At 72.1% G+C, this 12,763-nt stretch carries 8 protein-coding genes and 1 riboswitch; of the genes, 7 read left to right on the top strand and 1 reads right to left on the bottom strand.

Annotated elements, in window-relative coordinates; genetic code table 11:
* The first annotated feature begins 71 nt into the window (after nucleotides 1-71).
* The 6 genes from FBY41_RS24275 to FBY41_RS13730 are packed head-to-tail and all read left to right on the top strand — an operon-like array spanning nucleotide 72 to nucleotide 7,823.
* Entirely contained in the window at nucleotides 72-158 is an 87-nt protein-coding gene (locus FBY41_RS24275) for a potassium-transporting ATPase subunit F (protein WP_084327844.1), read from the top strand.
* Nucleotides 158-1,804 (top strand): potassium-transporting ATPase subunit KdpA, encoded by a 1,647-nt coding sequence (gene kdpA / locus FBY41_RS13750; RefSeq protein ID WP_141844777.1) that lies wholly within the window; start codon nucleotides 158-160, stop codon nucleotides 1,802-1,804. Before FBY41_RS24275 ends, kdpA begins: the two co-directional genes overlap by 1 nt.
* Complete coding sequence (gene kdpB, locus FBY41_RS13745; RefSeq protein ID WP_141844776.1) at nucleotides 1,801-3,957, top strand: potassium-transporting ATPase subunit KdpB; 2,157 nt, start codon at nucleotides 1,801-1,803, stop codon at nucleotides 3,955-3,957. Before kdpA ends, kdpB begins: the two co-directional genes overlap by 4 nt.
* Nucleotides 3,958-3,979: 22 nt before the next feature.
* Nucleotides 3,980-4,561, top strand: a complete 582-nt coding sequence (kdpC, locus tag FBY41_RS13740) for a potassium-transporting ATPase subunit KdpC (protein WP_141844775.1) — start codon at nucleotides 3,980-3,982, stop codon at nucleotides 4,559-4,561.
* 17 nt (nucleotides 4,562-4,578) lie between these two features.
* Nucleotides 4,579-7,149: a sensor histidine kinase gene (locus FBY41_RS13735; protein WP_141844774.1), complete on the top strand. Its 2,571-nt coding sequence runs from the start codon at nucleotides 4,579-4,581 to the stop codon at nucleotides 7,147-7,149.
* Nucleotides 7,146-7,823 (top strand): response regulator, encoded by a 678-nt coding sequence (locus tag FBY41_RS13730; protein ID WP_141844773.1) that lies wholly within the window; start codon nucleotides 7,146-7,148, stop codon nucleotides 7,821-7,823. Before FBY41_RS13735 ends, FBY41_RS13730 begins: the two co-directional genes overlap by 4 nt.
* A gap of 20 nt (nucleotides 7,824-7,843) precedes the next feature.
* On the opposite strand, the gene FBY41_RS13725 is transcribed toward FBY41_RS13730, so the two are convergent.
* On the bottom strand, nucleotides 7,844-10,813 hold the full coding sequence (locus FBY41_RS13725) for an FtsK/SpoIIIE family DNA translocase (RefSeq protein ID WP_185749051.1): 2,970 nt from the start codon (nucleotides 10,811-10,813) through the stop codon (nucleotides 7,844-7,846).
* A 236-nt stretch (nucleotides 10,814-11,049) separates the two neighbouring features.
* Here FBY41_RS13725 and FBY41_RS13720 point away from each other — a divergent pair, with 236 nt between their 5' ends.
* Nucleotides 11,050-12,465: an MFS transporter gene (locus FBY41_RS13720; protein WP_141844772.1), complete on the top strand. Its 1,416-nt coding sequence runs from the start codon at nucleotides 11,050-11,052 to the stop codon at nucleotides 12,463-12,465.
* Nucleotides 12,466-12,606: 141 nt separating this feature from the next.
* Nucleotides 12,607-12,732: riboswitch (SAM riboswitch) on the top strand.
* The last annotated feature ends 31 nt before the right edge of the window (nucleotides 12,733-12,763 follow it).

Below are 12,763 nucleotides of genomic sequence, written 5' to 3'. Positions count from 1 at the left end.
ACGCGTCAAGAGGCGTCAGCCGGGCGTCAACGGGTCGAGGTCGCGCAGGCGCCGGGCCGTAGGAACGTCTCATGGTCACCAACATCCTCCTGGGCCTCGTGGCGCTGGCCGTGCTCGGCTACCTCGTCCACGTCCTCCTCCACGCGGACCGCTTCTGATGGGCGACACCGCCAGCGGGCTGCTCACCATCGCCGTTCTCGTCGCCGCCCTCGCCGTCGTCCACGTGCCCCTCGGCGGCTGGATGGCGACGGTCTTCACCGACACGCGGCACTGGCGCATCGAGCGCCTCGTCTACCGCCTCGTGCGGGTCGACCCATGGTCCGAGCAGCGGTGGGTGACGTATGCCGTCGCCGTCCTCGCGTTCTCCGTCGTGGGCATCGTCCTGCTCTTCCTCCTCATCGTCTTCCAGGGCGTGCTGCCGCTCGCGCGGGGCGCCTCGATGAACGTCGACACGGCCGTGAACACCGCCGTCTCCTTCGTGACGAACACGAACTGGCAGTCGTATGCCGGTGAGGCGGGCACGTCGCCGTTCGTGCAGACCGTGGGCCTCACCGTGCAGAACTTCGTCTCCCCCGCCGTCGGCCTCGCGGTCGCGATCGCGCTCGTCCGCGGTCTCGTCCGCTCGAGCGGCTCGGACCTCGGCAACTTCTGGGTCGACCTCGTGCGCGGGCTCTTCCGCGTCATCGTGCCGCTCGCCCTCGTCGGTGCCGTCGTGCTCCTCCTCGGGGGAGTCATCCAGAACCTCACCGCCCCGACCACGATCACGACGCTCTCGGGCGGGCACCAGGTGCTCCAGGGCGGGCTCGTCGCCTCGCAGGAGGCGATCAAGGAGCTCGGGACGAACGGCGGCGGCTACTTCAACGCGAACTCGGCACACCCCTTCGAGAACCCGAACGCGTTCACCAACCTCGTCGAGGTCTTCCTGCTCCTCGTCATCCCGTTCTCGCTGCCGCGCACCTACGGCGTCATGGTCGGCGACCGCCGCCAGGGCTGGACCGTCCTCGGCTTCATGGGGACGCTGTGGGCGCTCATGCTGACCGCGGTCACGTGGTCGGAGGTGCACGCCGCGGCCGGGCCGCTCGGCGGCCTCGAGGGCAAGGAGCTGCGTCTCGGCGTGTGGCCCTCCGCGCTCTTCGCGACGAGCACGACCGCCACGTCGACCGGGGCCGTCAACTCGATGCACGAGAGCTTCTCGGCGCTCGGCGGCGGTGGCGCCCTCTTCACCATGATGCTCGGCGAGCTCTCGCCCGGCGGCGTCGGCACGGGCCTCTACAGCGCCCTCGTCGTCGCCGTCCTCACCGTCTTCATCGCCGGCCTCATGGTCGGGCGCACGCCCGAGCTGCTCGGCAAGCAGATCGGTCGCCGCGAGATCACCCTGACCGCACTCACCGTCCTCGTCATGCCGTTCCTCGTGCTCGTCTTCACCGGCATCGGCATGGTGGCGCCGCTCGTGACCTCGCAGATGCTCGCCACGGGCCCGCACGGGCTCACCGAGGTGATGTATGCGTACACGTCCGCGGCGAACAACAACGGCAGCGCCTTCGCGGGCTTCTCTGCCGACACGCCCTACACCAACCTCACGCTGGCGCTCTGCATGTTCGTGGGCCGCTTCGCTCCCATCGTGCTCGTGCTCGCCCTCGCGGGATCGCTGGTCGCACAACGTCGCCGGCCAGTGACCGCCGGCACCCTCCCCACCCACTCCCCCACCTTCGTCGGCCTGTTCGTCGGGGTGGCCGTCATCGTCGGCGGCCTCACCTTCTTCCCCTCCCTGGCCCTCGGTCCCCTCGCGGAGGCACTCTCATGACCCCCACCTCGACGACGAGGCCGTCGTCCACCGCCGACGTGTCGCGCCCTGGGCGCCCCGGCCCCCGGCGCCGGCGCGACGACGGCGGTCAGGCACTCATCCGGTCCGGCCGCACGAGCACGTCCTCGACGCAGCTCGCGCGCCAGCTCGTCACGACCCTGCCCCAGGCCGTCGCCAAGCTCGACCCGCGGCACGTCTGGCACAGCCCGGTGATGTTCGTCGTGTGGGTCGGCTCGGTCGTGACGACGGTGCAGGCGATCGCCGACCCGTCGTGGTTCGCCTGGACCCTCAGCATCTGGCTCTGGGCGACCGTGCTCTTCGCCAACATGGCCGAGGCCGTCGCGGAGGGCCGGGGCAAGGCCCAGGCCGCGACGCTGCGGGCCACCCGCAGGACGAGCACTGCCGAGCGTCGCCTTCCCGACGGCTCGCTCGAGACCGTCGCAGCCTCGGACCTCACGATCGGCGACGTCGTCGTCGTGCGACCGCACCAGGTCGTCCCCGGTGACGGCGACGTCATCGAGGGCATGGCCACCGTCGACGAGTCAGCGATCACCGGCGAGTCCGCACCCGTGATCCGCGAGTCCGGCGGTGACCGCAGCGCCGTCACCGGGGGCACGACGGTGCTCTCCGACGGGATCACCGTGCGCATCACGACGAAGCCGGGCGAGACCTTCATCGACCGGATGATCGCCCTCGTCGAAGGCGCCTCGCGGCAGAAGACGCCCAACGAGATCGCACTGACGATCCTGCTCACGGTCCTGACGATCATCTTCCTGCTCGCCGTCATGGCGATGCAGCCGATGGCCGTCTACTCCGGGCAGGCGCAGTCACCGATCGTGCTCGTGGCCCTGCTCGTGTGCCTCATCCCCACGACCATCGGCGCGCTGCTGTCGGCGATCGGCATCGCCGGCATGGACCGTCTCGTCCAGCACAACGTGCTCGCGATGTCCGGTCGCGCCGTCGAGGCCGCCGGTGACGTGTCGACGCTCCTGCTCGACAAGACGGGCACGATCACCTACGGCAACCGCCGCGCGACCGGGCTGCTCGCGGCGCCGGGCCTCGGCAACGACGAGGTCACCCGGGCGGCATACGTCTCCTCACTCGCCGACGAGACCCCGGAGGGGCGCTCGATCGTGGAGCTCGCAGCGGCCGCCCTCGACACGCCCACCCGTGAGGCGCTCGACCGGCTCCCCCGCGACGGCGCGACCTTCGTGGCGTTCACTGCCTCGACGCGCATGTCGGGGGCAGACCTCCCCGACGGCACGGCATACCGCAAGGGCGCCGCGGACTCGGTCGCACGCTGGGTGAGCAGCCACGGCGGCGAGATGCCGAGCGGGGTGCTCACGGAGGTCGACGGCATCGCGAGCTCGGGTGGCACGCCCCTCGCCGTGGCCGTGCAGGAGCCGGGCCGCTCGCCACGGGTGCTCGGCGTCATCCACCTCAAGGACGTCGTCAAGCCCGGCATGAAGGAGCGCTTCGCCCAGCTGCGGGCCATGGGCATCAAGACGGTCATGATCACCGGCGACAACCCGCTGACCGCGACGTCGATCGCGGCCGAGGCGGGCGTCGACGACTTCCTCGCGGAGGCGACGCCGGAGGACAAGATGGCGCTCATCAAGCAGGAGCAGCTGGGCGGCCGGCTCGTCGCCATGACCGGAGACGGCACGAACGACGCACCCGCGCTCGCGCAGAGCGATGTCGGGGTGGCGATGAACACCGGCACGATGGCCGCCAAGGAGGCCGCCAACATGGTCGACCTCGACTCCGACCCGACAAAACTCATCGACATCGTCTCGATCGGCAAGCAGCTGCTCATCACCCGTGGGGCGCTGACGACGTTCTCGATCGCCAACGACATCGCGAAGTACTTCGCGATCATCCCGGCAATGTTCGTCATCCTCTTCCCGGGGCTCGACGCGCTCAACATCATGGGCCTCGCGTCGCCGCAGTCGGCGATCGTCTCGGCCGTCATCTTCAACGCGCTCATCATCATCGCGCTGATCCCCTTGTCGCTGAAGGGAGTCCGCTACCGCGCCGCCGGCAGCACGGCGCTCTTGCGGCGCAACCTCCTCGTCTACGGCCTGGGCGGCATCGTGGCCCCGTTCATCGGGATCAAGCTGATCGACCTCATCGTGAGCCACCTGCCCCTCTGACCCCCGAATCGGTGTGATCCTCGTGACCAGCACGCTCAGCTCCTTCGTCAAGCAGTCATGGGCCGGCCTGCGCGCCATGCTCGTCCTCACCGTCCTGCTCGGCCTCCTCTACCCCGCCGTCGTCTGGGGGGTCGGTCAGGTGGTCGCCCGCGACCGGGCGGCCGGCTCGCTCGTCAGCGTCGACGGCTCGGTGGTCGGGTCCTCGCTCGTCGGGCAGCAGTGGACGGGCGCCGAGTGGTTCTGGGGCCGCCCGTCGGCCAGCGACTACGCAGGCGACACGAGCGGCGGGTCGAACCTCTCGGGCACCGCGCTCGCCGCGGAGGTCGCCAAGCGGGCCTCGGCCGCCGGGCTCGACCCCGCCACCGCTCCCGCCGACGCACTGACCGCCTCCGGCAGCGGGCTCGACCCGCACGTCTCGCAGGCGTATGCCGTCTCGCAGGTGCCGCGCGTCGCCGCGGCCCGCGGGCTGCCGCAGGCCGAGGTGGCCGCGCTCGTCGACGCGCACGTGCAGGACCGGATCGCCGGCTTCCTCGGTCAGCCGCGCGTCAACGTCCTCGAGCTCAACCTCGCCCTCGCTGCCCTCTCCGGCCGGTCCGCCGGCTGACCTGACAGGATCGGTCCATGGGTCGTGGGTCCCTTCGCATCTTTCTCGGCTCGGCGCCCGGGGTCGGCAAGACCTTCGCGATGCTCGACGAGGCCCACCGCCGGCGCGAGCGCGGGACCGACGTCGTCGTCGGCATCGTCGAGACGCACGGGCGTGCGCACACCGCGGCGGAGCTCGAGGGGCTCGAGATCCTGCCGCGCCTGACGCTCGACTACCGCGGCTCCGCGCTGACCGAGCTCGACACCGCCGCCGTCCTCGCGCGGCGGCCGCAGGTCGTGCTCATCGACGAGCTCGCCCACACCAACGTGCCCGGGTCGCGGCACGAGAAGCGGTGGCAGGACGTCGAGGAGATCCTCGACGCCGGCATCGACGTGCTCTCGACGGTCAACATCCAGCACCTCGAGTCGCTCAACGACGTCGTCGAGTCGATCACCGGCATCCGGCAGCAGGAGACGCTGCCCGACGAGGTCGTGCGCCGCGCCGACCAGGTGCAGCTCGTCGACATGGCGCCCGAGGCGCTGCGGCGGCGGATGGCGCACGGCAACATCTACGGTCCTGACAAGGTCGACGCCGCGCTGTCGAACTACTTCCGCGTCGGCAACCTGTCGGCCCTGCGAGAGATCGCCCTGCTGTGGCTGGCCGACCGCGTCGACGAGGCCCTCGAGCGCTACCGCGCCGACCTGGGCATCCAGGAGCAGTGGCCGGCCCGCGAGCGCATCGTCGTCGCCCTCACCGGGGGCCCCGGCAGCGAGACCCTGCTGCGCCGCGGCGCCCGCATCGCGACCCGGGCGGCGGGTGGTGACCTCATCGCCTGCCACGTGCGCTCTGCCGAGGGCCTCGCCTCGATCGACCCCACGGTGCTCGCCCGGCTGCGCCGCCTCGCCCGCGACCTCGGCGCCGAGTTCCACGAGGTGTCGGGCCACGACGTCGCCGAGGCGATCCTCGACCACGCGCGCGGTGTCAACGCGACCCAGGTCGTCGTGGGGGTGAGCCGTCGCGGCCGGTTCCAGCAGCTGCTCCGCCCGAGCATCGCGTCGGAGGTCGCCGACAGCTCCGGCGACATCGACGTGCACCTCGTCTCCCACGAGGGGTCGCGGGTGCGCCGGCGCGGTCCGCGATCGGGCGGCCTCCCCGCGCGCCGCGTGGTGGCGGGGCTGCTCCTCGCGGTCGTCTCGCTCACTGCTCTCACCGCCGTGCTCGTGGCCACCCGTGAGAGCCACACCCTGTCGCTCGACCTGCTGCTCTACCTCGCCCTCACCGTCGTGTGCGCGCTCGTCGGCGGCATCTGGCCGGCGCTCTTCTGCGCCGTCGCCGGCTCGCTCCTCGTCAACTGGTTCTTCACCGAGCCCCGCGGCACCCTGACGATCAGCGACCCGCCCAACGCGCTCGCCCTCGCGGTCTTCATCCTCGTCGCGATGGCGGTCAGCTCCGTCGTCAACGTCGCGGCCCGGCGGACCGAGCAGGCGGTCTCGGCCGAGCGTGAGTCGGCCGCCCTCGCCGCCCTGAGCCGTGACCTCCTCGCCGAGCCCCGCCCGCTGCCCGCCCTGCTCGAGAAGGCCCGGGATGCCCTCGGCATGCACTCCGCGGTGCTGACCGAGCAGTCCGTGCTGCCCGAGCTCTCCGAGGCCACGGGGCCGTCGGGGCTGCCAGCGTCGTCAGGCGGCGCCGCGCCCCGGGTGCTCGCCTCGACCGACCCGCACCTGCCGGTCGGCTCCGACCTGCCCCCCGACCTCCCGTGGGCCGTCGACGTCACGGTCGAGGACGGCGTGCACCTGCTCCTCGACGGCCCGCCCGTCGCCGCGGAGGACCAGCGTCTCGTCAACGCGTATGCCGCCCACGCCGCGATCCTCCACGGCCGCGAGCAGCTCGTGCAGGCTGCGCGTCAGGCGGCCGGCCTCGCCCGGGACAACGCGGCCCGCACGACCCTGCTCGCCGCCGTGTCGCACGACCTGCGCACCCCGCTCGCCAGCATCAAGGCCGGGGTCTCGACCCTGCGCCAGACCGGCCTCGAGCTGCCGCCCGACGACGAGGCCGAGCTGCTCGAGTCCATCGAGGAGTCCGCCGACCGCCTCGACGCGCTCATCGGCAACCTGCTCGACCTCTCACGGCTCGAGACCGGGAGCGTGCAGCCCCACCACCACTCCGTCGACCTGCTCGACGCCGTGGTGAGCACGGTGCGCACGACGTCGGACCCGGGCCGCGTCGAGGTGGCGCTCGAGCCCGACGTGCCACCCGTGCGCACCGACCTCGGGCTGCTCGACCGCGTCCTCGCCAACGTCGTCGAGAACGCCCTGCGACACAGCCAGACCACCGATGTCCGCATCACCGCCGGGCGCATCGGCGAGACCGTGCAGCTGCGCGTCGTCGACCGCGGCCCCGGGGTGGCCGACGCCGACAAGGACCGCATCTTCGCGGCCTTCCAGCGCGCCGGGGACGCCCCCCAGGGCGACGGCCTCGGCCTCGGCCTCGCTGTGGCGCGCGGGCTGATGACGGTCATGGGTGGCACGCTCGTCCCCGAGGACACCCCCGGTGGCGGGTTGACGATGGTCCTCGAGCTGCCCGTCGCCCAGCCCCAGGAGGAGCCGTGAGCCGTGTCCTCGTCGTCGACGACGACCCCCGACTGCTGCGCACCCTCTCGATCGCCCTGCGCGCGCACGGCAACGACGTCGTGACCGCGAGCGACGGGCGCACCGCGGTGCTGTCGGCCGCCGAGGACGCACCCGACGTCGTCATCCTCGACCTCGGTCTGCCGGACCTCGACGGCACCGAGGTGCTGCGCCGCATCCGCACGACCTCGTCCGTGCCCGTCATCGTGCTCTCGGCCCGGCACGAGAGCGACGACAAGATCGAGGCGCTCGACCTCGGCGCCGACGACTACGTGACGAAGCCGTTCGGTGTCGAGGAGCTGCTCGCCCGGGTGCGGGCGGCGGTCCGGCGCAGCGGCGAGGTCGGGCGGCAGATCGGCACGGTGCGCACCGACCACTTCACCCTCGACTTCTCGGAGCGTCGGGCCACCGTGGAGCAGGCCGAGATCCGCCTGACCCCGACGGAGTGGCGCCTGCTCGAGGCGCTGTGCCGCGAGCCGGGCCACCTCGTGCTCCAGCAGGACCTGCTGCGCTCGGTCTGGGGGCCCGCCTACGGCCGGGAGTCGAACTATCTCCGGGTCTACGCGAACCAGCTGCGCCGCAAGCTCGAGCCCGACCCGGGCAACCCGCGCCACCTCATCACCGAGCCGGGCCTGGGCTACCGCTTCACCCCCTGACCGCGGCCGATGCGTCGTGGTCAGTAGCGCTCGCGGCCCCCGCGGTCGGTGAGGTTCCAGGCGTCTTCGGACTCCTCGTCGTCGTCCTCGACGATCGGCCTGATCTCGCCGGGGCTCCACACCCCGACGGCGGTCGTGTCCTCCTCGCGCAGCCGGCGCTCGCCGCGCTGCGCGACGATCGCCGCCGTGCGCTGCGGGGTGTCGTCGGCGTCGTGGGTGGACCCGGTGTCGTCGTCGGGTTCCGCGTCGGGGTATGCCGTCTCGTCGGGGTGCGCGCCCGGGGGCTCGATCGCGACGGGCGGGGCGGCATACGGCTCGGGGTGCTCGATGATGTCGTCGAGGTCGGCGGGCTCGTTGGGGTGGGGCACGTCCTCGCCGCGGAGCAGCGCGAGCGTCTGCGGGAGGTCGTCGGGCCGCACGAGCACGTCGCGCGCCTTGGAGCCCTCGCTCGGGCCGACGATGCCGCGCGACTCGAGCAGGTCCATGAGGCGCCCGGCCTTGGCGAAGCCGACGCGCAGCTTGCGCTGGAGCATCGACGTCGAGCCGAACTGCGTCGTGACGACGAGCTCGGTCGCCTGGAGCAGCACGTCGAGGTCGTCGCCGATGTCGTCGTCGATCTGCTTCTTCGGCGCGACGACCGTGACGTCCTCGACGTAGTTCGGCTTCAGCTGGGTCGTGACGAACTTGACGACCTCGTGGATCTCGGACTCGTTGACCCACGCGCCCTGGACGCGCATCGGCTTGCTCGCGCCCATCGGGAGGAAGAGCGCGTCGCCCTGGCCGATGAGCTTCTCGGCGCCCGGCTGGTCGAGCACGACTCGCGAGTCCGCCAGTGAGGAGGTCGCGAAGGCCATGCGCGAGGGGACGTTGGCCTTGATGAGGCCTGTGACGACGTCGACCGACGGGCGCTGCGTGGCGAGCACGAGGTGGATGCCGGCGGCGCGCGCGAGCTGGGTGATGCGCACGACCGACTCCTCGACGTCGCGCGGGGCGACCATCATGAGGTCGGCGAGCTCGTCGACGACGACGAGGAGGTACGGGTAGGTCGTGATCTGCCGCTCGGAGCCGGGCAGCGGCTTGACCTTTCCGGCCCGGACCGCCTTGTTGAAGTCGTCGATGTGCTTGAAGCCGAACGCCGCGAGGTCGTCGTAGCGCTGGTCCATCTCCTTGACGACCCAGGCGAGCGCCTCGGCGGCCTTCTTGGGGTTGGTGATGATCGGGGTGATGAGGTGCGGGATGCCCTCGTAGGCCGTCAGCTCGACGCGCTTCGGGTCGACGAGGATGAGGCGCACCTCCTCGGGCGTGGCCCGCATGAGGATCGAGGTGATCATCGAGTTGACGAAGCTCGACTTGCCGGAGCCCGTGGCGCCGGCGACGAGCAGGTGGGGCATCTTCGCGAGGTTGGCGATGACGTAGGCGCCCTCGACGTCCTTGCCGACACCCATGACCATCGGGTGCTCGTTGCTGCGGGCCGTGTGGCTGCGCAGCACGTCGCCGAGCGAGACGTTTTCGCGGTCGAGGTTGGGGATCTCGATGCCGATGGCGGACTTGCCGGGGATCGGGCTGAGGATGCGGACGTCAGCCGACGCGACGGCATACGCGATGTTCTTGGACAGGGCGGTGACGCGCTCGACCTTGGTGCCGGAACCGAGCTCGACCTCGTAGCGCGTGACCGTCGGGCCGCGGGTGAAGCCCGTGACGGCAGCATCGATGTCGAACTGCTCGAAGACGTTGGTCAGCGACTCGACGACCCGGTCGTTGGTCTCGCTGCGCGTCTTGTGCGGGGGTCCCGGCGTCAGCATCGAGTGGTCGGGCAGCTGGTAGGTGATGTCGCCGCCGAGGCTCAGCTGCTCCGCGCGAGCGGGCAGGTCGGACATCGGCGGCGGGATGAGCTCGGCCTTCGGGCCGACCTTGGAGGTGTCGGGGGCACCGAGGGTGCGCGGATCGGTCGCGTCGATGACGCGCTCGACGCCCGCGGCTCCGGTGCCGGACGCGCCCTTCGAGCCCGAGGGCCGCGGCACGACGAGACCCGGCGGGGTCGGGCGCTTCTCGCCGGGGCGGGGCCCGTCGGCGTCGTCCTCGAGGCCCTTCTGCGCGGCCTGGCGGAAGGCCTCGTCGCCATCGCGGTCGCTGAGGTCGACGGCGCGACGACGCTTCGGCTTGGCCTCGGGCACCGCCTGGGTCGCGTCGGCGTCGGCCGGAGCATCGGGCGTGCGGTGGATGACGAGCGACCTCAGCTGGCGCAGCCGGGTCGGGATCATGTTGACCGGCGTCGCCGTGATGACGAGCAGGCCGAAGAGGCCGAGCAGGCTGAGCAGCACGATGGCACCGGGCACCGAGACCGCCGCGGCGACCGGGCTCGAGGCGAGGAAGCCGATGATGCCCCCCGCCGCGCGCATGCCGTCGGCGCCGTCGGGCGGGTTGGGGATGCCGTCGGCGATGTGCGACAGGCCGCAGGCGGCGAAGGTCAGCGCGATGGTGCCGACGACGACCCGGTTGGTCGCGCCGTCGTCCTGCGGGGCGCGCAGCATGCGCAGGCCGAGGGCGAGCAGCACGAGCGGGACGGCATACGCGACACGGCCGAAGGTGCCGGCGAAGACGGCGTGCACGACCTGGCCGAAGACGCCGCTGACCCCCCACCACTCGCGGGACGCCACGACGACCGCCAGGGCGATGAGCGCGAAGCCGATGCCGTCGCGACGGTGCTCCGGCTCGAGGTCGGCGGCGCTGTGGCCGACACGACGGACCGCGCCGCCGGCGAGGTGCGAGACCCCCATCCACGTGTTGCGCACGGCACCGAGCGGGAAGGGAAGCCCACCGTCGCGGGTCTTCGTCGTGCGCGCCGGCGCCTTGCGGGCGGCCGGCTTGCGCTGCGCCGGCCGCGTCGACCGGGCAGCGGCGGGGCGCGCCGAGGAGCCACCCGTCGTGCCCTTGGCACGGGTCGCGGCGGCGCTGCTCGGGCGCTGACTGCTGGACGGACGTGTCGCCATGATGGCACCGTACGTCACCGTCCCTCCCAACTCACGCGTCACACGCGCACCACAGGGCAAAGAGTGCAGACCGCCCCGGACCCAGGTCCACAATCGAAAGAGCACTTCGTCGGCCTTTCCTGCGGCGGGTGGGACGACGGACTGCTCTCTCGATTGACAGGGTCGCCCGGTGTGACGACGGACTGCTCTGTGGAGTGGCGGGCACCCGGCGCGGCCCGGGCTCCTAGGCTGGAGGTGTGAGCACCGGGCCGCTGCCGGCCGAGGGGCACGACGCCCCCGGCGGAGTCTCACGGCCCCACGGCACGGGCCTGCGTGAGCTGCTCGCCATCCGCCCCTTCCGCAATCTCTTCGCGGCGGGCACCCTCTCGAGCTTCGGGGACTGGCTGGCGCTGCTCGCCACGACCGCCCTCGCCGCCGAGCTCGCCGCGGGCGGTGTGGGCGAGTACCTCGCCGTCTCAGGGGTGTTCATCCTGCGCATCGCGCCGGCGGTGGTGCTCGGCCCCCTCGCCGGGGTCGTCGCCGACCGGCTCGACCGGCGCCACACGATGATCGTCGGCGACCTCCTGCGCTTCGCGCTCTTCGTCTCCATCCCCCTCGTCGGCACGCTGTGGTGGATGTACGTCGCCATCCTCGTCATCGAGTGCGTGTCGCTCTTCTGGAACCCGGCCAAGGACGCGACCGTGCCCAACCTCGTGCCACCGGAACGGCTCGAGCTCGCGAACCAGCTCGGCCTCGTCGGCAGCTACGGCACGGCCCCGCTCGCGGCCGTCGCCTTCTCCGTGCTGTCCCTGCTCAGCGCTCCCCTGCGCTCGGTCATCCCCGGCCTCGACCCCGAGGGCGTCTTCCTCGCGATCTACGTCAACGGGCTCACCTTCGTCGTCAGCGCCTGGATCGTGTCGCGACTCACCTTCCCGCGCCCCACCGCGAGCGAGACCCTCGACGGCCACTCGATCCTGCGGACCGTCACCGACGGCCTGCTCGTCGTCAAGGAGCGGCCCTTCGTCCGGGGCCTCATCGCCGGGATGATGGGCGCCTTCGCCGCCGGCGGGCTCGTCATCGGGCTCGCGACACGCTTCGTCAAGGACATGGGGGCGGGCGCGCCGGGCTACGGGATGCTCTTCGTCGCCGTCTTCACCGGCATGGCCCTGGGGATCGTGGCCGGTCCGCGCGTCCTCGCCGGGCTCTCCCGGCCCCGGATCTTCGGGGCCGCCCTGACGGGTGCCGGCGTCATCCTCCTCGTCCTCGCGCTCGTGCCGACGCTGCTGCTCGCGCTGCCCCTTGCGACGGTGCTCGGTGCGGTCATCGGCATCGCCTGGGTCATCGGCTACACCCTGATCGGCCTCACCGTCGAGGACGAGCTGCGGGGACGCACCTTCGCGCTCGTGCAGTCGCTCGACAGCGTCGCGCTCGTGCTCGTGCTCGCGGTGGCCCCGCTGCTCGCGGCGGCCTTCGACGCGATGCTCTCCCTGCCTCGCACACTCACCCTCGGGCCGCTCGACCTCACGTACACGGGCGCGATGGCGGCCTACCTGCTCGCCGGTCTCGGGATGTGCGCGGCGGGGCTCGCCGCCTGGCGGACGATGAACGACCGGCCCGGGGTCTCGCTCCTCGCGGAGCTTCGCGACGTCCGCCGGCGGCGCCGCGCCCGATGACGGCATGCCGCGCCCGCTGAGCGCATGGCGCCCCCGATGGCGGTATGCCGTCCGGCCGCGCCCGCGTGCCCGTCTCAGATGACGACACCCGACCGCCACGTCGTGGACAGCCCCGAGGCCCCTCCCCTATCGTTCTGCGCAGGTCATGAGTGCCAGTGACAAGCCCCGGCTCGCTGGCCAGCAACCCTCCTCCGCGGTGGGGTGCTCCGGGTGACGACCAGGCCGTGCCTCGTCAGAACGCAGATCGAGGTCCGGCAAGCGCGGGCCCGCATCCGGTGGGTCCCAGACCCAGGAGCAC

This window comes from Humibacillus xanthopallidus (assembly GCF_006716675.1).
GTDB classification, from domain to species: Bacteria; Actinomycetota; Actinomycetes; order Actinomycetales; family Dermatophilaceae; genus Humibacillus; species Humibacillus xanthopallidus_B.
This window is presented reverse-complemented; position numbering and strand designations above follow the sequence as displayed.

What these genes read in the sequence shown, in the direction of transcription:
- FBY41_RS24275 (WP_084327844.1), top strand. Translation starts at nt 72, where the DNA reads ATGGTCACCAACATCCTCCTGGGCCTCGTGGCGCTGGCCGTGCTCGGC.
- kdpA (WP_141844777.1), top strand. Translation starts at nt 158, where the DNA reads ATGGGCGACACCGCCAGCGGGCTGCTCACCATCGCCGTTCTCGTCGCC.
- kdpB (WP_141844776.1), top strand. Translation starts at nt 1,801, where the DNA reads ATGACCCCCACCTCGACGACGAGGCCGTCGTCCACCGCCGACGTGTCG.
- FBY41_RS13735 (WP_141844774.1), top strand. Translation starts at nt 4,579, where the DNA reads ATGGGTCGTGGGTCCCTTCGCATCTTTCTCGGCTCGGCGCCCGGGGTC.
- FBY41_RS13725 (WP_185749051.1), bottom strand. Translation starts at nt 10,813, where the DNA reads ATGGCGACACGTCCGTCCAGCAGTCAGCGCCCGAGCAGCGCCGCCGCG.